This window comes from Bacteroides sp. (assembly GCF_029057325.1).
Lineage (GTDB): Bacteria > Bacteroidota > Bacteroidia > Bacteroidales > Bacteroidaceae > Bacteroides.
The window spans coordinates 1-19,727 of the sequence record NZ_JAICZW010000098.1 but is presented as its reverse complement, the minus strand read 5'-3'; the positions used below and the strand labels follow the sequence as shown (position 1 = coordinate 19,727).

Genomic DNA, 19,727 nt, shown 5'->3' with positions numbered 1-19,727 from the left:
CACTCCCTAGGACCGAAGAATGTCCGAAGAACGTCCGAAGAAACACCGAAGGAAGTACGGAGCAGAAAAGGACCTGAAAAGACGCGGCCAAGAAGAGCGGAGGATGATGAAATTTCCAGAAAATTGTTTTGTTGTGTAATTATTTATGATTTTATAATCACGTGGTTTTCATGCTGTTTCTAAGCACACTTTTTGCAAGTTACACTCCTGCTTCGGCTATAACCGGAATTGATAATCAGACGGTTGTGCAGCAGAATGAAACATGCAAAGGTTTGGTTAAGGATGCTAGTGGAGAAGCCATTATTGGGGCTTCTGTGGTGGTGAAAGGTACGACGAATGGAATTATTACCGATTTCGATGGTAATTTCTCGCTGTCTGATGTGAGTAAAGGTGCCATTATTATCATATCTTACGTCGGATATCAGACGCAAGAAGTGAAATGGAATGGTGCTCCTTTGACCATTACCTTGAAAGAGGATGCCAAAGTGCTGGGCGAAGTGGTTGTAGTGGGCTATGGTACGCAAAAAAAGCAAATCTTTCCGGTTCAGTAGCTATGGTCGATAGTAAAGAATTGGAAAACCGTCCTATTCAGAATATCTCGAGCGGATTGCAAGGTCTGATGCCGGGCGTGACGGTGACGGGAACCAACGGTGCCCCCGGACAGGACTCTGGTAATATCCGTGTACGTGGTATCGGAACATTGAACGCTGCCGGTCCTTACATCTTGGTAGATGGAGTGGAGACAGGTACACTGAGCTCAGTTGACCCGAATGACATTGAATCCATCTCCGTGTTGAAAGATGCCGCATCAGCTGCCATCTACGGTTCAAAAGCAGCCAATGGCGTTATCTTGATTACGACCAAACGGGGAAAAGAGGGAAAGACCAAGATTTCCTATAGCGGGTATGTCAGTTTCCAAAATGCCACGAATACCATCGAACGTATGGGTTCATACGAATATGCCACGTTGCTCAATCAGGTATTGGAGGCAGAGGGCATGGCTAAACGCTTCACCGACGAGGAGTTGCAGAAGTTCAAGGCTGGCAACGACCCCAATTATCCCGACACGGACTGGTATGACTTGGCTTACAAGACAGGTGTGCAACATCGACATAATGTCAACGTGAACGGTGGTGCGGAAAACGTGAAGTACATGGCTTCTTTGGGTTATCTGAACCAGACCGGTATCTTGCCGAATGCGGCCCGTGAGCAGTACAACGCACGTACCAACCTCGACATGAAACTGAGCAAGCGCTTTTCCGCCCGCATGAATCCAAGATGCATTGAGCGGTTCGGCCAACGATTTCTATCCTGCCATGAGTACCTACGACCTCGACTCTAAGTATCCCTTCGGCGGGGCTTTGAATTCGGGTTATTACCAACGCAAGTTCCGTTTGGAAACCATCTCATGGGAAAAGGCTTCTACATGGGGCATCGGTATCGACTTTACTTTGTTCAACAAGTTGACGGGTTCTATTGACTACTACAACCGCAAGACCACGGGCATCATCATGGACGTGACGGTTCCCAGAGAGTTTGCGTTGGATGCCTACAAGGACAACGTGGGCTCCATGAGAAACAGCGGTGTGGAGGTTAACCTCGCTTATAATACGACGATAGGGCAGGTGAGGTTCGGCGTTGCCGGAAACTTCGCTTACAATAAGAATGAAATCCTTGACTTGGGTGGTGATAAAGACACTTATTTGGGTACAGGTTACAATCAACGCAACAAGGTGGGCGAGTCCATGAACACCTATTTTCTGTATCGTGCGGACGGGTTCTTCAATTCACAAGAAGAGGCCGATGCATACACAGCCAAGTACGGCAATCCGTTTGGCAAGCAGTTCAAAGCCGGTGATTTGAGATATGTGGACGTGAATGGTGACGGTAAGCTGACTTCGGCAGACCGTGACTATTGTGGCAGTTCCGATCCGAAATTCACCTACGGATTCAATCTCAACGCGGCATGGAAGGGCTTCGACCTTTCTTTGATGTTCAATGGTGCCGCAGGTGTGAAGCGGATGTTCGACGGTTACGAAGTTTATGGTAGCTTCTCGGGCGACGCCGCTCATCCTTCTACCATTTGGCGTGACGCCTGGACTCCCGAAAACCATAACGCGAAGATGCCTCGCATCCATTATGGTACCAACTCTCCGAGCAGCAGCCGTCAGGTGGCGTCGGATTTCTGGTTGCAAGATGTAAGCTACCTGCGCCTGAAGAATCTGCAACTCGGCTATACCTTACCGAAGAGTGTTCTCAGCCATCTGGGAATTGAAAACATCCGTGTTTACTATTCGGTGGAGAACCTGCTGACGTTTGATAGCATGAAGGTCAACATCGACCCCGAAGCTACCAGCCAGCGACTCTCTTCTTATCCCTTGCTGCGTACCCATGCTTTCGGTATCAACATCGCATTCTAACTTTTATGTACATGATTTTAAAAAAAGAAGAAGACAATGAAATCGCATACAAAATACTTGTTTTTAGGACTCATCGCATGGATGACGAGTTCATGTTCAGACTTTCTGGACACAGCCCCGTTGAATGCACTATCTCCGGCCACGACGTGGAAGACGGAAGACGATGCACGGAAGTTTGCCATCGGATGCTATGGCGGCAACAACTATGATACTCCCGACTGGGAGGATGGAGGAAATATCCTCTACCTTGATTGTACGTCCGATTTGGGGTATAACAACTTTGAGTGGGAAAACTACAAGTCCATTGGCAACGGGACAATGAACCCTTCCGGTTCGGTAGCCAGTTTCTATAGCTTCGCCGTGATTCGCCGTTGCAATACGTTCCTGGAAAGAATCAATGATATTCCTTTTGCCAATGAGCAGGAAAAGAAGGACCTGATAGGGCAAGTGCGCACGATTCGCGCTTACCGTTATTTCATCATGAACTGGTGGTACGGTGGTGTGCCCATCATTGATAACTACAATAATGCGGAAGACGCCCGCGTGGCGCGTAAATCGGAAGAAGAGGTGAAGACTTTCGTCAATACGGAGCTTGACGCGGCTATCGGTGAATTGAATGATGTTCCTGCCGAGCGTGGCCGTATAGCCAAGGGCTTTGCGATGGGTATCCGTATGCGGAGCGCGTTGTATTATGGCGACTATGCCAAAGCTAAGGAGATGGCGGACGGCATCGCCAGACTGGGATTGTATTCATTGGAGCCAGATTATAGCAACCTCTACAAGATAGCGGGGCAGGACTCCAAAGAAATCATTATGGCGGTGCAATACATCAACTCGACAAAAGACCTCTACACCTTGGGGCAGATGTATAACAACGCTGATGGCGGATGGTCTTCCATCGTTCCTACACAGAACCTGATTGATATGTATGAGATGACGGACGGTTTGACCAAAGAAGAGTCTTCTCTCTACGACCCGGCACATCCTTTCGCGAACCGTGACCCTCGCATGGAGATGACGGTGATGTATCCCGGTATGGAGTGGAACGGGAAGATTATCAATACACTTGACAAGACCGTGGACGGCAAGGACAATGCCAATTTCCCCACGTCGGCCGACAATGCGTCGAAGACCGCCCTCTCATGGCGTAAATACCTTGACGAGCAATATGCCAACGGTATTTGGGGGTCCAACTGCTGTCCTATCGTGATGCGTTATGCCGAAGTACTGCTGACCGCCGCCGAAGCATCCAATGAGATTTCCGGCCCCTCAGACGAGGTGTATGACAAGCTGGACGAGGTGCGTCAGCGTGTGGGAATGCCGAAAGTAGATCGTACACGCTATACTACCAAAGAGACCTTGCGCGAACTGATTCGCCGCGAGCGTGCCGTGGAATTGGCAGGTGAGGGTTTGCGTCGCGCCGACATCCTGCGTTGGAAAGACGACAGCGGGAAGATGCTTGCCGAGACGGTGTTGAACGGCGTGTTGGAACGTGTAGTGGGTACTGTGGATTATAGTGAAAGCATACCGAGCCGCCGTGCCACCATCAATGTGAATGCTGCGGCCAGCGACAAGAAGATAGAAGATCGAAAGTTTGCCACACATAACCGTTACAATCCGATACCTCAAGGTGCCATCGACAACAATCCAGCGTTGGAGCAGAATCAAGGCTACAATTAATCGCCAATTAGGAAAAAGAAGGTGAGCCGGAAACGGTAAAGTGCGCCCCAAAAGTTGGACATCCGACTTTTGGGGCGTTTTTTATGAAGTTACGAATAATGCTCGTTATAGTGAGTTTGATAGAACTCAAAATTCCCTCAGAAAAACATCGGCTTCCTGTAGGCAGGTCAGATGAAACTGTGTTTTACGGCTCTTTTAGCACGGTTTTTTTATTTAAAGTCGTTTTCATTTTTCAGACGCGGATTTAACGGATTGGGCGTATTATTTATTTAGCTGATAAAAATAAAATCCGCTTTATCCGTTCAATCCGCGTCTGACAATAAGTGTAAGGCCTAAATGAAAGAGCCGTGCTCTTTTATAAAAAATCTCCTGTAAAACTTGTGTGCATAAAAAAAGTGCATATATTTACGCAATCAAATAATTTAATTTTAAAAAACGTGAACCATGAAGAAAAATCTTTTATTAATTGTGGCAGTTACCGCAACTTTTGGTAGCTACATTGGATATCGCAGCGTAACCGTGCAGCGATTAACAGAACTTCAATTCGCCAACATTGAAGCGCTTGCAAATACAGAAAGCCCTGTTAAAATTCCTTGTGCTGAAGAGAAAGACGAAGAATGCAAATTCCTAACCGAAGGATCTGATGGCATTTGGCGACATATTATCATTAAAGATATGAAAAAAACGAATTAACATGAATCGCATTAGCCTCCCCGTCATACTTTTAGTGGGATTTATAACCCTGTCCTGTTCCCGGCAGGATAAGGTTAAGGATGTTCCCGTTTCCCGTCTCGAAGGAACCGTAATACCTGCCGATTCGTTACAGAACGATTATGCAGTCATCAGCGCGGATTCCAACGAGATTATCCTCGAAGCTTCCAAAGAACCGTTCTTCATCGAGGTGTATAAATTGACGGGGGATAGTGCCCACCTCTCTCATCGCTACGGCAAGCGGGGGACAGGACCGGATGAACTGATAGAAGCCAATTCGGTATATTACTACAAACCTACGCGAGACATGTTGCTTTATAGCAGCAACGACATGGGGGCACAACTCATCAACCTCGATACCGATGCCGTGCGACCCGTTCATGCCTTCAGGCAGAACAACGCCTTGTGGCTGATGAAGGCAGAATTCATCAACGATAGTACTTTGCTCACCGCTTGTGTCATCCCCAGCCCGAAGAATACGAAACCGGAATGGTTCAAGCTTCTGCACCTGCCCACCGGGCAACTGACGGACATAGAGGGATTCTTGCCCGATGACGGTTTCGATGGCCCCCTGATGACCAAGCAGTGGATTTACAACTCTTCGGCGCGCATGAAGAAGCATCCTCAGAGAAACCGATTCATCTATGGATGCGACGAAGGGTTGTATGCCGAAATCTTTGAGTTGGAAGGCAACCGGATTGTCAACCGCAAGCTCCTGCTCGACCAATATCCGTCGTACCGTCCGGGAGCGGACGGCATCAGCCCAGAAGGGGCACCGGACCGTCAAATGTGTGGATTCAAGGTTGCCGTGACAGCCCGATACATCTACCTACTCCTGAAACGGGAAACGAAAGGCGATTTACGTGCCATCGGTCGGGAAGAAATGCCTGAGAAGTTCAAAGGCCCAGGGAAGGGGATAAGCTTCAGCGAAGAGGTGCTTGTATTCGACTGGGAAGGGCGCTTGTGCCATAAGTTGCATTTGACTCCTTTCGTTGTCAACATCGCCGTGACGGAAGATGACCGTACCCTTTACGGCATCACGGAGTCGGAGACATACGAGCCGCTTTTGGTCCGATATGATTGTCCGGGAATTTAAGTAAGAAAGTTGCAGCTGTGTTTGAATTTCCTAAATTTTCTTTTTCCTTCCTCAATAAAATGCCGTAACTTTGCCGCCCTATTATTTAAGCAATTGAAATACGTATGGCAGCAAAACCTAGTATTCCGAAAGGAACCCGTGACTTTTCGCCGGTAGAAATGGCGAAGCGTAACTATATATTCAACACGATTCGTGAAGTGTATCACCTCTATGGCTTCCAGCAGATAGAAACGCCTGCTATGGAGACGCTCTCCACCCTGATGGGAAAGTATGGCGAAGAGGGCGACAAACTGTTGTTCAAGATACAGAACTCCGGCGACTACTTCTCCGGACTGACGGATGAAGAGTTGCTGAGCCGCAATGCCGCCAAGCTTGCCTGCAAGTTCTGCGAGAAAGGCTTGCGCTACGACCTCACCGTGCCGTTTGCCCGTTACGTGGTGATGCACCGCGACGAAATCACTTTCCCCTTCAAGCGTTATCAGATACAGCCCGTGTGGCGTGCCGACCGTCCGCAGAAGGGACGTTATCGCGAGTTCTACCAGTGCGACGCCGATGTGGTGGGCAGCGACTCCCTGCTAAACGAAGTGGAACTGATGCAGATTGTCGATACGGTGTTCACCCGCTTCGGCATCCGTGTCAGCATCAAGATTAACAACCGCAAGATATTGAGCGGCATTGCCGAAATCATCGGCGAGGCGGAGAAGATTGTGGACATCACCGTAGCCATCGACAAGCTGGACAAGATAGGTCTGGACAACGTGAACGCCGAACTGCGAGAGAAGGGCATCGGCGAGGAGGCCATTGCCAAACTGCAACCCATCATCCTGCTGAGCGGCAGCAACGAAGAGAAACTTGCCACGTTGAAGGAAGTCCTTGCCGCCAGCGAGACCGGCTTGAAGGGAGTGGAGGAGAGCGAATTCATCCTTTCCACCTTGAAGAACCTCGGCCTGAAAAACGAAATAGAACTTGACCTGACACTGGCACGCGGCTTGAACTACTACACCGGAGCCATCTTCGAGGTGAAGGCGCTGGATGTGCAGATTGGCAGCATCACTGGCGGCGGCCGTTATGACAACCTGACGGGCGTGTTCGGAATGTCCGGTGTCAGCGGCGTAGGCATCTCGTTCGGTGCCGACCGCATCTTCGATGTGCTGAACCAGCTTGACCTTTATCCGAAGGAAGCGGTGAACGGCACGCAGCTGCTTTTCATCAACTTCGGCGAGAAAGAGGCGGCCTTCTCCATGAACGTGCTTGCCCAGGTGCGTGCGGCGGGCATCCGTGCCGAAATCTTCCCCGATGCCAGCAAGATGAAGAAGCAGATGGGTTATGCCAACTCCAAAGCCATCCCCTTCGTAGCCTTGGTGGGCGAGAACGAGATGAATGAAGGCAAAGTCACCTTGAAGAACATGGAGACCGGCGCACAGAAATTGGTCTCTCCGCAAGAGCTGATTGGCGAATTGAAGTAATAAAAGCTGAAATAGATTTAAAAAGGAGCAAGCGATTGCTCCTTTTTTCATATATTTAGGGCGAATCTAAAAAGAAGGAGGCTCTTATGATTTCTATTGACCTGAAACAAAAAAAGCTGAACGCTTTCATCAGTTTCCTGATGATTGTCATCGCATTGTTATTTCTGCTCTACATGGGCAGTTCGTTGATTCATTCTACAAAAATCTTCTGGAACGTATGATATTATATTTAACCGGGACTGGAAACTCACGTTGGGTGGCAGAACAGCTGGCGGAAGCCACGAACGACACTGCCGTTGATTTTGCCGAATACATCAGGAAGGGCGTGCTGCCGCAAGGATTGGCCGATGAACGCAGGTTGGGGCTTGTTTTCCCGATACATTCCTGGCGTGCTCCCCGTGTTTTGACTGATTTTCTGTCACGGTGTCCTTTGCCGTATGGTCCCTACCGTTATGCCGTGTGTACCTGTGGCGATGATGTAGGTGATGGGATGGAACTGTTTTTCAAATACTTCCCCGTGGATTCCGGCTGGTCTGTGATCATGCCCAACACGTATGTGCCGATGTTCGACCTGGACGGCGATGCCTTGTGTCGTGAGAAGCTGGAGAATGCGCGGCGTACGATTGCTATAATAGTCAAGAACGTTCTTGCCAACTTGGTGGAGTGGCATGTGCATGAGGGCGATCATATCTGGTTGAAGTCGCACATCTTGAATCCCTTGTTTACCCGTTTCATCATCAGTTCCAGAGGCTTTCATGTGGACAAGGGCTGCGTCTCATGCGGTAAATGCGTCGATTCCTGTCCGATGGCGAACATCCGGCTGGTCAAAGGCCGTCCGGTGTGGGGAAAAGCCTGTATCCATTGTATGGCATGCCTCCATGCCTGTCCTCAAGAGGTGATACAATATAAAAGAGCTACACAGAAGAAAGGGCGGTATCGGCTGGAAGATTATCTGTAGGCCGTCCGGCGGTTGCGGATGGTGCGGGTGAAAGATACCGGTGATGGGGCAGATACAGACTGCTTATAAAATATCCTTTCTCTTCCGGAAAAACAATTCTACATTGTATGAAAACTCCATCTCAGGGCGCGAGATATACATCTCGCGCCCTGAGATGTATATCTCCGCCGTTGAGATGTGCATCTCGCGTGCTGAGATGAAGTTTATAAAGGGCGATAGTGCACTTTATGGCCTTTCTTATGTTGCCTTTCAGGCTGACTAAACCGTTTTGGGGAAGGGAGTCTGCCCGATGGCATGCCGGCGGGTGCGGAATCAAAGGAGCCGGGGTTGTCATTTTGTCAGTTTCTTCTTTTATTTGTCAGGTTTTATCTGCCAAACGAACAGCCTGACCGTTTGGCACGGTTTTCGTAAGAGATTTATCGCCTGCGCAAAGCAGCACTGCTATTATAATAAATAATGTATAACATATAAAACGAAAGAACTATGAACATTAAACCATTGGCAGACAGAGTACTGATACTCCCTGCACCTGCAGAAGAAAAGACTATTGGCGGTATTATCATTCCTGATACGGCAAAAGAGAAACCCTTGAAAGGAGAAGTGATTGCGGTAGGCAACGGAACGAAAGACGAAGAGATGGTGTTGAAGGTAGGTGACACAGTGCTGTATGGCAAGTATGCCGGTACCGAACTGGAAATTGAAGGAACCAAATACCTCATCATGCGTCAAAGCGATGTACTCGCCGTGCTGGCATAAATTATTTTTTAATTCTTAATTCTTAATTTTTAATTTGTTCATCATATCATGGCAAAAGAAATTTTATTCAATATTGATGCCCGCGATCAACTGAAGAAGGGTATCGACACATTGGCAAATGCAGTAAAAGTAACGCTTGGTCCTAAAGGCCGCAACGTAATCATCGAGAAGAAGTTTGGTGCTCCCCACATCACGAAAGACGGTGTGACGGTGGCCAAAGAAGTGGAACTTGCCGACGCTTATCAGAATACCGGCGCACAGTTGGTAAAGGAAGTCGCTTCCAAGACTGGTGACGATGCGGGCGACGGTACTACAACCGCTACCGTTCTGGCTCAGGCTATCGTAGCTGAAGGCTTGAAGAACGTGACTGCCGGCGCAAGTCCGATGGACATCAAGCGCGGTATCGACAAGGCGGTGGCCAAGGTGGTGGAATCCATCAAGAATCAGGCCGAAACCGTAGGCGACAACTATGATAAGATTGAGCAGGTGGCTTCGGTTTCTGCCAACAACGACCCGGTTATCGGTAAGCTGATTGCAGATGCCATGCGCAAGGTTTCTAAAGACGGTGTCATCACCATCGAAGAGGCGAAGGGCACTGAGACTACCATCGGTGTAGTAGAAGGTATGCAGTTCGACCGTGGTTATCTGTCCGCTTACTTCGTGACCAATACGGAGAAGATGGAGTGCGAGATGGAGAATCCTTACGTTTTGATTTACGACAAGAAGATCTCCAACCTGAAAGATTTCTTGCCTATTCTTGAACCCGCCGTACAGACCGGCCGTCCGTTGTTGGTGATTGCCGAAGACGTGGATAGCGAAGCGCTGACTACACTGGTTGTCAACCGTCTGCGTTCTCAGTTGAAGATTTGTGCCGTGAAGGCTCCGGGCTTCGGCGACCGTCGTAAAGAGATGCTGGAAGATATCGCCGTGCTGACCGGCGGTGTTGTCATCAGCGAAGAGAAGGGTCTGAAGTTGGAACAGGCTACCATCGAAATGTTGGGTACTGCCGACAAGGTGACGGTTTCCAAAGACAATACGACTATCGTAAACGGTGCCGGTAACAAGGAAAACATCAAGGAGCGTTGCGAGCAAATCAAGGCTCAGATTGCCTCTACTAAGTCCGACTATGATAAGGAAAAATTGCAGGAACGTCTGGCTAAGTTGTCCGGTGGCGTGGCTGTTCTCTATGTAGGCGCTGCTTCTGAAGTTGAGATGAAGGAGAAGAAAGACCGTGTGGACGATGCACTCCGTGCGACTCGTGCGGCCATCGAAGAAGGTATCGTGCCGGGTGGTGGCGTGACTTACATCCGTGCGCTGGAAGCTTTGGAAAACTTTGAAGGTGACAATGCCGACGAGACAACCGGTATCCATATCATCAAGCGTGCCATCGAAGAGCCGTTGCGCCAAATCTGCGCCAATGCAGGCAAGGAAGGCGCCGTTGTTGTACAGAAAGTGCGCGAAGGCAAGGCCGACTTCGGTTACAATGCACGTACCGATGTTTATGAAAACCTGCACGCAGCCGGTGTGGTTGACCCCGCTAAGGTAACTCGTGTAGCACTTGAGAACGCCGCTTCCATCGCCGGCATGTTCCTGACTACCGAATGCGTGATTGTTGAGAAGAAAGAAGATAAGCCCGAAATGCCGATGGGCGCTCCCGGAATGGGAGGCATGGGCGGAATGATGTAATTTCTCTGATTTGGTTTTTGATTATAGAAAAGCCGCAGTGTCCTGAAAACGGATGCTGCGGCTTCTTTTTTATTGCTATCTGCTGAAAAAATAGGGTAGCATAGATTATTACCTTATAAAGCCATAAAATTATTATTGAAAAAACATTCGGATAGCCTTCAAGGAATCAGATTATTTATTATTTTTGCGGTCGATTCTCTATGTCTCTTTCCACTCATGCGAGAGTGGAAATTTTCCTTCCTGATTTAAGGCCGAGGAAATTAGAAACAACTTGTATGAAACGGATACTATAATGTAATATTGTAAAATTCGCCCGATGCAAGTAGAAAAGAGAATCACTATATTTTAGGAAGCGTTTACAAGCGCTTTGTTCAACGCATTGGAATCTCGCAAATTCGCATTGTAATCATGAACATAGCAACAGTAGATGCTCATGGGGTGTTTTATAGACTTCCCTCAGCTATTTTATACACTTATTATTATAGGTGTATAATGATGGTATAGGGGGGAGAATATATAAACTCATCAGCGTGGGTTTCTCAGTTGCTCGTTCGATTACAATGGGCATGCGAGAGCCTCAATGCGTGGACGAGTAATATGTACGGATCTCCACGCTTTTTTTGTATAGTTACGTCAACAAAATTTTTAATGCCGACATTGGGAGGTCAATAGGCAACAAACATATGAACCATGAAACATATATTTGTTCTTGTTTCAGTAAGTGCGGTATTGTTGTTGGTATTTATTCAATGTGACACATTTCGTTCTTCAACCTCTTCTAAAGCGCAGAGGCTTCCTAAAAAAGTGCAGAAAACCCTTCGTGCAACCGACTCAGTTATTGCATACCGGATAGATGCCATGAACGAGGCAGGCGATTCAACCGAAACATTATGTGGTTTCGCAGTGAAAGGTGCTTCTTTGCCTCTGAAAAAAGAAAGTGTGGTAGATTTGCAGGCGCTGGTCGATTCGTTTTTCTCTCGTCCATCTTTGGTGAAAGTCAAAAAGTTTAGTACGTTCATTCCTGATGTTGGCTTCAAGTTCTGTTCGTCCAAAGATTCTGCTATACTTTTGCTGGACTTGCATGCGGATTTATGTACATTTTATCACAAGAAAAAGCAGTATCTGATAGATACGGATTCCATTAATAGCCAATTGTCTTCGATTCTGAATCCTATTTTTAGAGAAGTACAATCTAATAATGCAGAAAGCGAACTTATCCAGAAGAACACCCTGTCACCGATGGCAAGCAGGGATGGCGTAGCAAATAGTTCCGAAGGAGACAAGTATGTGAAACTGAATAGTACCATTCTGCAAATGATAACCGAAGCAAAAGAAATGACCTGTTATATTATAGATCCTTTGAGCCAAAGCGATCAGAATTCTGAAAAGTTGGATAAATACGTGATATTGCAAAAGCAAAAGTTGGATAATGCCGAATGGATGAAACAATTCCGACAAGCCATTACCGATGAAGAAAGTTTTGAGAAGTTTGACTTTGTGAAGAATTGTACTTTCTTACCGGACATCGCTTTCCAACTCCACGACAAAGGGAGAACTCTCGATATCCTGTTCTCTTTCTATTGTAGTGAATGTGAGATGAGAATGAACGGGAAGTGGATATTCCGCAATGATTGCAGTATCGTCCAGTCCCGAATCATTCAAATAGCCAGACAGATATTCCCGAAAGACAAATACTTGCGAACAATAAAATAAATAGTAAAATGAAAAAGACAATACTGAGTATCTTCTTTGCTGGCATTTCTATGTGCATGATGGCACAAACGATGCATACGTTGATTTTTGTAAATGAAAAGGAAGCCGGACGAGAAGTGGATCGGACTGCTGATAGCCGGAACATGAAGCAGTTCTTTACCAATGTGGCACAATGCTTGGGGTATGCTCACAACTTGCGCTCCCACTCGGGGTCAGAGTTTACTACAGGCTACATTGACCGGGAAATAGATAATTTGCACATCGGCGGCAATGATGTGGTTGTGTTCTATTACAGCGGGCATGGCGCTAATCTGAAAAACGACAAATGGCCCACGCTCGACTTGCTCGACCAGCCTTATTGGTCTTCGCATATACTTGCCCGGCTCAATAAGCAATGCGGAAATGCTAAACTGATACTTTTCATTACAGATTGCTGTAACGGATATCTGAATAACGGATACAAACCGGTCCGGTCCTATAATCCAACGGATGATAACAACGTGGCGCGACTGTTCATAGGCTTTAAGGGAAAGAAGAAAGTAATTGTGACCGCTGCTAAACCCGGGCAATTCTCCTACAGCCACCTCACATACGGTGCATTCTTCGGAAACGCCTTTCGACAAGCCGTGAAAGAAAATACATCCAACGATGTGGCTAACCCAACTTGGGAGAAAGTACTGCAAGACGCTTCCAAATTGACAATACGTTTTTCCGCAGGGAAACATGAACCGCAGTATAGCATAGAACAGAGTGCAGATCCATTTGATGATTAAAAACACACTATTATGAAACGAACAATTAGTATATTTTTTTTAATGTTGTTGGTATGCAACATAACTTACGCTGACATAGGCGGCGGAACCGTACATTTCATTGTCTTTGCCGATACGGAGGATGCGAGCATTGGCAATTCATGTAATCAGACTCTAAAATACTTGCAAACGAACCTTTTGGTGAAACTGCATCGGTACTTGGATGACAAAGATGTGCGTTCGTATATCTATGAAGGAAATGGCAATTTTACCAGAAGTAAACTAAATGCCGCCTTATCTTCGTTGAACACTTCCACCAACGATGTTATTCTGTTTTATTATACAGGACATGGTTTCAACAATGGAAGCAATGATTATCCTACACTGACACTTGGCAGGGATGGAGAAGACCTTAGTCTTAGAAAAAAAGAGTTATTAGACATATACAATACGCTCAGAGCCAAAAGTCACCGTTTGCTTGTTGTTATGGCAGAGGCGTGTAATAAACAGGCGACAGGCACAAGCATATCGGACAATTCTCCGTTCGAGGATGATGGTGTTAAGTTCAGAAACCTGTTTGCTGCCGCTGGCGACTATATGATAAGCTCCAGTAAGAAAGGGCAAGCATCCTATTCTCAGGCAGGTAGCATGGGGCTGTTTTCCCGTTCATTTGCAGATGCTATGACCGAAATTGTGACCGGTAACAATCAGACTACGGTCAGTTGGTCTAATTTGTTCCGCTTGATTTCTCAAAAAACGGTTCAAAGAGCCGCCCAGCTTAAAATCACCCAAAATCCGCAATGGTTGCAAGGAAGTTATGTTGCAGGAGGTTCTACAATTTATCAGTCTCAAACTACTACGCCTCCTGCTACTACTACAACTACTCCCACCACGTCCAAACCAACTTCTACGACATATACGCCTTATAAAAGGTACAAAAGGGCATGGAACTCTCCCGAAGAGCCTAAAATTATCGGTATTGCTTTGGGATATGTGACAAAACAATGGGCTGTCAGTCAAGATGGAAGAGTCGAAAAAATGGGCTATTGGGAAGATAAGAATCATCTAAACGGTGTACAAGTAGGAATACGGGTTGAACCACAATTCAAATATGGGTTTGCGTTGAATACAGGTTTGTACTATGAGTATTATTTCTCGAAAACACAAAATGCTTCAATAATGGACGAATATGACAATCCGCTTTCTTGTAATGGCAAATTGCAAGAACATAATCTTTACCTGCCGGCACACTTGGAATACAGGCTTCACTTCAGTGAGAAATTCAAGATATTCTTTTTCGGTGGAGTAGGATTCGATTACGGATTGGGTGGTTCTATTAAGTTTACCGATATTCCCGGATACGAAGACAATACATTTGATGATGTTTACGCCCAAAGTTGGGCATGGAAACGCTTCAATACATCGCTGGAATATGGCGGTGGTATCCACATCCATGGTCTGCAAATACATGCCACTTTGTCGAAAGGATTAATCAATATGGCAGAAGAAGGTGAGGCTAAAGTAAAAATGAACAAGAATCTTTCTGTCGGTATATCATATATGTTTTGATTTAAAAACATGAAAAATAGAATATTATTATTGTCATTAGTGTGCCTGTTTTCCGGTTTGGTGTCTGCCAAGACCGTGCATCTGTTGGTCTTTACAGATGATAACGACCAATCTATTGGTACTTCATGTGCCCAAACACGCAAATATATTAGTAATACATTCGTTCCGAATCTGAGACGTTATACAGGTTTGCAAGTTGCCGAGAAGTATTTCTATGGCAGTCGTTTTTCTGTTGCCAGCTTGAATAGCGCATTGTCCAGCCTGAATACAACATCCAATGACGTAATAATATTCTATTATGCCGGACATGGCTATAACCGTGGATATAATGACTATCCGACTCTGACATTGGGAGTCAGTGGTACACCTATTGCGCAAAGGAGCAAAGACCTTTTAGATGTATATAATGCTCTCCAAAAGCGGCCTCATCGTCTATTGCTGTGTATTGCAGAGGCTTGCAACGCAATACATCATGTAAACGGCATTGCTGATAATATGATAACATCTTTCCCTTCCCATGTATTCAGTGCCCGGCATTTCAGCGAGTTGTTTAATGCATCGGGTGATTATATGGTGTCGAGTAGTATTAAAGGGCAGAAGTCTTATTCGGCGGAAGGTAGTCCTGGAATGTTTACTTGCGGTTTTCGTGAAGCATTGAATGAAGTGGTGGAGGTAAGTTACGCAGGTACGGCTACCTGGACTTCTGTTTTCTCAAAAACAATAGCCAATACGGAACATATAGCCATGGAAAGTGGATATGAGCAAACTCCGCAATGGATAAAAGGGGCTTATGTTGCTGATACTTTTTGTATTAATGATGTGGAACTGAGAGGACTTGATGACAAGGATGCTGTAATCGGCAGCTCCTCCATGTACGCTTCCGACATAGCCCGCATTCAGTTTCGGGTAAATTATTCTTCATCCAAAGAGGTTACACTTACCTATCGGCTTTCCAATTCCGAAAAGGTATTCAAGAACGATGAATCTCCACAAGGATACACTTGGATTCTAAAACTATTGGCCGGTACGGACAGAAACTATACCCATAACTGGGGATGGAATTCTAAAGGAAATTATAAACCAGGTAATTATAAATACGAGATATTCAAAGACGGTAAATCCGTATATGTTAAAACTTTCTCTTTGGAACGCAAATATGGTGAAACGGGTTATCTGACAGTCAACAATCAGACTGCCGTTTCCACTTCATTCTCCAATAATGGAGGAAGTGCAACGTATTATGTGAGGACAGATGGCAGTGCTTACGAGGTAGAGCATTTGCCAGGATGGTGTACTCTTACAAATAAAAGCAGCACGTCATTTACGATACAATGTTCTGCCAACACATCGTCTTCTTCACGTTCTGACTGGTTGAGAGTGAAATCCGGAGATAAAACAGTTCGAATAGACGTGACGCAACAGGCCAATACAAATACGGTATCAGGAACGATAGAACAAGTTTGGGTGGAGCATAATGTCGTACAATACATTGGGATTCAGATGATGAAGGGTATGAAAATACATATCAAATTTTCTGTGAACAATATGCTCCACAAAACAGGAAATATCCAAGCTTATTTTGCGTTTCAAAACGGGAGCAGCTTAACTGATTACAATGGGTTATATCGTGCTCCGAATGGTCAAGTTTCTGTAAACGGAAGTTTTACTCCTAACTATCAGAATTGCACATTTAATGATTATGTACTATTCATGCCTTATTCCGAACTGCATTGTGGTGCAGGAACAAGTTATCTGAAATTCCATATAGAAGTTTTTGAGAGGACAACCGGCGTATGGCGGACGTTTGCAAGTTCAAATGAGACGAATTTTACATTCACGAACTATTAGGGGGATTGGGTTCTCTTTCATATAATAGAACAGCGCAAAAGAACTACAAAAAGAATAATTGGTTGTAGTACTTTTGCGCTGTTTTATGTTTCTTCGGAAGGGGGAATCAATGTTTTACCGGACAGCAGTAAAAAATTATCTTCCGCATGGTAGAGTATTTGTGTAACTTGTAGCTATTCCTCTTTTTCATTCTCCCTCTCTTCCTCCACCTCCTCTTTAGGCAGCAGCCTTGCCGAAATCCGTTTCTTGGGTGTGAGGCTCATGCCTTTCAGCAGTTCCGCTTGGCGCACTACGCTGCCGTTTCCTTCCGACAATTGGTTGAAGGCTTTGTCATAATCTCGTTGCAGGGCGGTCAGTTTGTCGCCAATGGTGAGGAAGGTGTCGGTGAATCCGACTATCTTCTCGTAGAGGGCGGTGCCGCGTTTGATGATGGCCTGCACGTTCTTTACCTGATTCTCTTTCTTCCAGAGGTCGAGGGAAAGGCGCAGGGCACTGATAAGGTTGGTGGGGCTCATCAACACCACCTTTTTGTTGTAGGCGTATTCCCAAAGGGTGGCGTCGCTCTGTATGGCAAGCAGATAGGCACCTTCGGTGGGGATGAACATCATGACGAAGTCGGGCGACTTGATGTTGTAGTGCGAATAATCCTTCCGGCTGAGTTCGTCGATATGGGCGCGGATGGACTGCAGGTGCGCCTTCAGCAAACGTGCCTGCTCCTCCTTGCTTTCGGCGGAGGTGTAGGCGGAGTAGGCGGTCAGCGATACTTTGGAGTCGATAATCATCTCTCGTTCGTCGGGGTATTTGATGAGGATGTCGGGTTGCATCTTTTGCCCGCTCTCTTCGTTGACAAGGGTTTCGCCGCGCTCGTCTTTCAGGAATTCCTGGCGGGTATAGTGTTCTCCCTCTATCAGTCCGGAGGCTTGCAACAGACGTTCCAGAATCATTTCGCCCCAATTGCCTTGCATTTTCGAGTCTCCTTTCAGGGCGCGGGTCAGGTTGTTGGCATCTTCGCTGAGGCGGTTGTTCAGCTCCACCAGCTCTTTGATGCGCTCGCCCAACGAGAAGCGCTCTTTGGCTTCCGTGCTATAGACCTGTTCCACCTTCTGGCGGAACTCCTTCAGGTTGTCGCCCAACGGACGGAGCAGGTTGTTCAGATGTTCGGCGTTCAGTTTGGTGAAATCCTCCGCCTTGCTTCGGAAGATGCGGTTGGAGAGGTTTTCAAACTCGATGCTCATGCGTTTATGTAGGGCTTCGGCTTCTTCTTTTTGCTGTTTCAAGAGTTCTACTTCTTTCTTTGCTCCGCTGATTTCAGCTTTCAAGGAGGCGGACTTGCGGTCGGCGGCCAGGTAGCCGATGGCAGTGCCGATGATTATCCCTATAATGAGTAGTAGTATTTCCATAATATTTATAAAACACAGAGACACGGAGGCACAGAGCTTTATTAAAGATAATAGAGATAAAAATAATTTTATAAGTTTCTAACAGTTCCAGAATTTTTAAGGCACAGAGCTTTATTAAAGATAATAGAGATAAAAATAAAACTCTGTGCCTCTGTGTCTCTGTGTTCGTCTCTTATTCCGTTAGTACTTCGTTTCCTGTTTCCGTGATTAATAGCATGCTTTCCCATTGGGCGGAGGGCAGACCGTCGTCTGTGCAGACGGTCCATCCGTCGGCTTCGTCGATAAATACTTCGTAGGTTCCCATATTTATCATCGGTTCGATGGTGAACGTCATGCCCGGCACTATCAGCATGCCGGTGCCCCGCTTGCCGAAGTGCTCTACATCGGGCTCTTCGTGAAACTTGATGCCTACGCCGTGTCCGCAAAGGTCGCGTACCACGCTGTAGCCGTTCTTCTTGGCGTGCTCTTGGATGGCGGCACCTACATCACCCAATCGTGCCCACGGCTGTGCGGCTTGCACGCCGATGTCGCGGCACTCTTTGGCGACCTGTACCAGCCTCTGCATTTCGGGGCTGACCTCTCCAATCATGAACATGCGCGAGGCATCGGAGAAGTAGCCTTTGTAGATGGTAGATACGTCCACGTTCACGATGTCGCCGCTACGCAAAAACTCCTTCGTGCTGGGGATGCCGTGGCACACTACGTCGTTGATGCTGACGCATACGCTTTTGGGGAAGCCTTCGTAGAGGAAGGGGGCGGGGATGGCATCGTGGTCGGTCGTGAAGCAATAGACCAGATGGTCTATCTCGGCAGTGGACATGCCTTCGTGTATGTTGGCGGAGATGTAGTCCAGCAATGCCGTGTTGATTTTGGCGCTTTCGCGGATACCCGCCAGCTGCTCTTCGGTGCGCAACAGGTTTCGCATGGGCAGTTTGTAACCCTCTTTCTTATAATGCTGAATCTTGGCTTCTACTTCATCGGAATAGTTTTTAGGAGTAAACCGGACTCCTTTCATAAATTTCTTCATTGCTTTCTTTGTTTATTAGCTACGCAAAAGTACGGAATTATACAATGACGTTGTGCTTCTCTGTGCTAAAAAAAGATGCGGTAATGCCTAATTTGTCATTTACAAGGTGTTCACCGTCTTGATTTCGCTTCTCGAATGATCCACTCTTTCCACTTGTATCTGCGTTTTGATTCTCTCTTTTAATCCTTCCACGTGGCTGATGATTCCTACTTTTTTACCACCCATCTGATGCAGCTTTTCCAACGCATCCATGACGGTATTCAGGTAGTCGTCGCTCAAGGTGCCGAAGCCTTCGTCGATGAACAGCGTATCTACCGACAGGCTTTGTCTGCTGAGGGAAGAGAGTCCTAACGCCAGTGAGAGGGAGACAAGGAAACCTTCTCCGCCCGATAAGGTACAGGCGGGGCGGGCGGCACCTCCTTGGTAGAAGTCGCGCAGCAGAATCGTCAGCGACCCTGGCTGGCACTCCAGTTCATAACGATTGGTGAGGCGGCGCAGGTAGGAGTTGGCACCGTTCAGCAATTCTTTCAGCACAAAGCTTTGGGCGATGTTGCGGAAGTTTTTTCCCTTCTCGTCGCCGAAGTAGTGGCAGAGACGATCCGATTTCAGATAGACTTCACGCGATTCGGAGGCACGTGTCTTCTC

General features: G+C 46.8%; 15 protein-coding genes and 1 pseudogene. 13 read left to right on the top strand and 3 right to left on the bottom strand.

The window, feature by feature from the left end; genetic code table 11:
• Positions 1-170 precede the first annotated feature (170 nt).
• The 13 genes and pseudogenes from K2G43_RS06230 to K2G43_RS06170 all read left to right on the top strand — a co-directional run bounded on the left by K2G43_RS06230 (position 171) and on the right by K2G43_RS06170 (position 16,655).
• Positions 171-2,420, top strand: a pseudogene (locus K2G43_RS06230) (SusC/RagA family TonB-linked outer membrane protein).
• Between the two features lie 36 nt (positions 2,421-2,456).
• Positions 2,457-4,100 (top strand): RagB/SusD family nutrient uptake outer membrane protein, encoded by a 1,644-nt coding sequence (locus K2G43_RS06225; RefSeq protein ID WP_300153569.1) that lies wholly within the window; start codon positions 2,457-2,459, stop codon positions 4,098-4,100.
• A gap of 444 nt (positions 4,101-4,544) precedes the next feature.
• Positions 4,545-4,793, top strand: a complete 249-nt coding sequence (locus K2G43_RS06220; RefSeq protein WP_297644244.1) for an NVEALA domain-containing protein — start codon at positions 4,545-4,547, stop codon at positions 4,791-4,793.
• A 1-nt stretch (position 4,794) separates the two neighbouring features.
• On the top strand, positions 4,795-5,907 hold the full coding sequence (locus tag K2G43_RS06215) for a hypothetical protein (protein ID WP_300153567.1): 1,113 nt from the start codon (positions 4,795-4,797) through the stop codon (positions 5,905-5,907).
• A 104-nt stretch (positions 5,908-6,011) separates the two neighbouring features.
• Positions 6,012-7,373 carry a histidine--tRNA ligase gene (gene hisS, locus K2G43_RS06210; RefSeq protein WP_300153565.1) on the top strand — a complete coding sequence of 454 codons (1,362 nt, stop codon included), beginning with the start codon at positions 6,012-6,014 and terminating at the stop codon, positions 7,371-7,373.
• Positions 7,374-7,459: 86 nt separating this feature from the next.
• Positions 7,460-7,594, top strand: coding sequence for a hypothetical protein (locus K2G43_RS06205; protein WP_297644247.1), 135 nt, complete (start codon positions 7,460-7,462; stop codon positions 7,592-7,594).
• Positions 7,591-8,331: an EFR1 family ferrodoxin gene (locus tag K2G43_RS06200; RefSeq protein ID WP_300153562.1), complete on the top strand. Its 741-nt coding sequence runs from the start codon at positions 7,591-7,593 to the stop codon at positions 8,329-8,331. The genes K2G43_RS06205 and K2G43_RS06200 overlap by 4 nt, the downstream gene beginning before the upstream one ends.
• A gap of 483 nt (positions 8,332-8,814) precedes the next feature.
• Positions 8,815-9,087 carry a co-chaperone GroES gene (locus tag K2G43_RS06195; protein ID WP_300153561.1) on the top strand — a complete coding sequence of 91 codons (273 nt, stop codon included), beginning with the start codon at positions 8,815-8,817 and terminating at the stop codon, positions 9,085-9,087.
• 48 nt (positions 9,088-9,135) lie between these two features.
• Positions 9,136-10,773, top strand: coding sequence for a chaperonin GroEL (gene groL, locus K2G43_RS06190; protein WP_300153560.1), 1,638 nt, complete (start codon positions 9,136-9,138; stop codon positions 10,771-10,773).
• Between the two features lie 690 nt (positions 10,774-11,463).
• Positions 11,464-12,486 (top strand): hypothetical protein, encoded by a 1,023-nt coding sequence (locus K2G43_RS06185; protein WP_300153558.1) that lies wholly within the window; start codon positions 11,464-11,466, stop codon positions 12,484-12,486.
• Between the two features lie 8 nt (positions 12,487-12,494).
• The gene (locus K2G43_RS06180; RefSeq protein WP_300153556.1) at positions 12,495-13,259 is read left to right on the top strand and encodes a caspase family protein; all 765 of its coding nucleotides are present in this window, start codon (positions 12,495-12,497) and stop codon (positions 13,257-13,259) included.
• A 12-nt stretch (positions 13,260-13,271) separates the two neighbouring features.
• Positions 13,272-14,807, top strand: coding sequence for an outer membrane beta-barrel protein (locus K2G43_RS06175; RefSeq protein ID WP_300153554.1), 1,536 nt, complete (start codon positions 13,272-13,274; stop codon positions 14,805-14,807).
• Between the two features lie 9 nt (positions 14,808-14,816).
• Positions 14,817-16,655: a BACON domain-containing protein gene (locus tag K2G43_RS06170; RefSeq protein WP_300153552.1), complete on the top strand. Its 1,839-nt coding sequence runs from the start codon at positions 14,817-14,819 to the stop codon at positions 16,653-16,655.
• A gap of 173 nt (positions 16,656-16,828) precedes the next feature.
• Here K2G43_RS06170 and K2G43_RS06165 read toward each other — a convergent pair whose 3' ends face one another.
• The 3 genes from K2G43_RS06165 to K2G43_RS06155 form a co-directional block, all read right to left on the bottom strand.
• Entirely contained in the window at positions 16,829-18,055 is a 1,227-nt protein-coding gene (locus tag K2G43_RS06165; RefSeq protein WP_300153550.1) for a DNA recombination protein RmuC, read from the bottom strand.
• A 172-nt stretch (positions 18,056-18,227) separates the two neighbouring features.
• Positions 18,228-19,082 (bottom strand): type I methionyl aminopeptidase, encoded by an 855-nt coding sequence (gene map / locus K2G43_RS06160; RefSeq protein WP_300153548.1) that lies wholly within the window; start codon positions 19,080-19,082, stop codon positions 18,228-18,230.
• Between the two features lie 99 nt (positions 19,083-19,181).
• The coding region (locus K2G43_RS06155; protein WP_300153547.1) for an SbcC/MukB-like Walker B domain-containing protein at positions 19,182-19,727 on the bottom strand (546 nt) is incomplete at its 5' end.

Excerpts from the sequence above, each read along its gene's own strand:
- K2G43_RS06165 (WP_300153550.1), bottom strand. The coding sequence starts at position 18,055 with ATGGAAATACTACTACTCATTATAGGGATAATCATCGGCACTGCCATC.
- K2G43_RS06205 (WP_297644247.1), top strand. The coding sequence starts at position 7,460 with ATGATTTCTATTGACCTGAAACAAAAAAAGCTGAACGCTTTCATCAGT.
- map (WP_300153548.1), bottom strand. The coding sequence starts at position 19,082 with ATGAAGAAATTTATGAAAGGAGTCCGGTTTACTCCTAAAAACTATTCC.
- K2G43_RS06225 (WP_300153569.1), top strand. The coding sequence starts at position 2,457 with ATGAAATCGCATACAAAATACTTGTTTTTAGGACTCATCGCATGGATG.
- K2G43_RS06180 (WP_300153556.1), top strand. The coding sequence starts at position 12,495 with ATGAAAAAGACAATACTGAGTATCTTCTTTGCTGGCATTTCTATGTGC.
- K2G43_RS06185 (WP_300153558.1), top strand. The coding sequence starts at position 11,464 with ATGAAACATATATTTGTTCTTGTTTCAGTAAGTGCGGTATTGTTGTTG.
- K2G43_RS06175 (WP_300153554.1), top strand. The coding sequence starts at position 13,272 with ATGAAACGAACAATTAGTATATTTTTTTTAATGTTGTTGGTATGCAAC.
- hisS (WP_300153565.1), top strand. The coding sequence starts at position 6,012 with ATGGCAGCAAAACCTAGTATTCCGAAAGGAACCCGTGACTTTTCGCCG.
- K2G43_RS06220 (WP_297644244.1), top strand. The coding sequence starts at position 4,545 with ATGAAGAAAAATCTTTTATTAATTGTGGCAGTTACCGCAACTTTTGGT.
- K2G43_RS06200 (WP_300153562.1), top strand. The coding sequence starts at position 7,591 with ATGATATTATATTTAACCGGGACTGGAAACTCACGTTGGGTGGCAGAA.
- K2G43_RS06170 (WP_300153552.1), top strand. The coding sequence starts at position 14,817 with ATGAAAAATAGAATATTATTATTGTCATTAGTGTGCCTGTTTTCCGGT.
- K2G43_RS06215 (WP_300153567.1), top strand. The coding sequence starts at position 4,795 with ATGAATCGCATTAGCCTCCCCGTCATACTTTTAGTGGGATTTATAACC.
- groL (WP_300153560.1), top strand. The coding sequence starts at position 9,136 with ATGGCAAAAGAAATTTTATTCAATATTGATGCCCGCGATCAACTGAAG.
- K2G43_RS06195 (WP_300153561.1), top strand. The coding sequence starts at position 8,815 with ATGAACATTAAACCATTGGCAGACAGAGTACTGATACTCCCTGCACCT.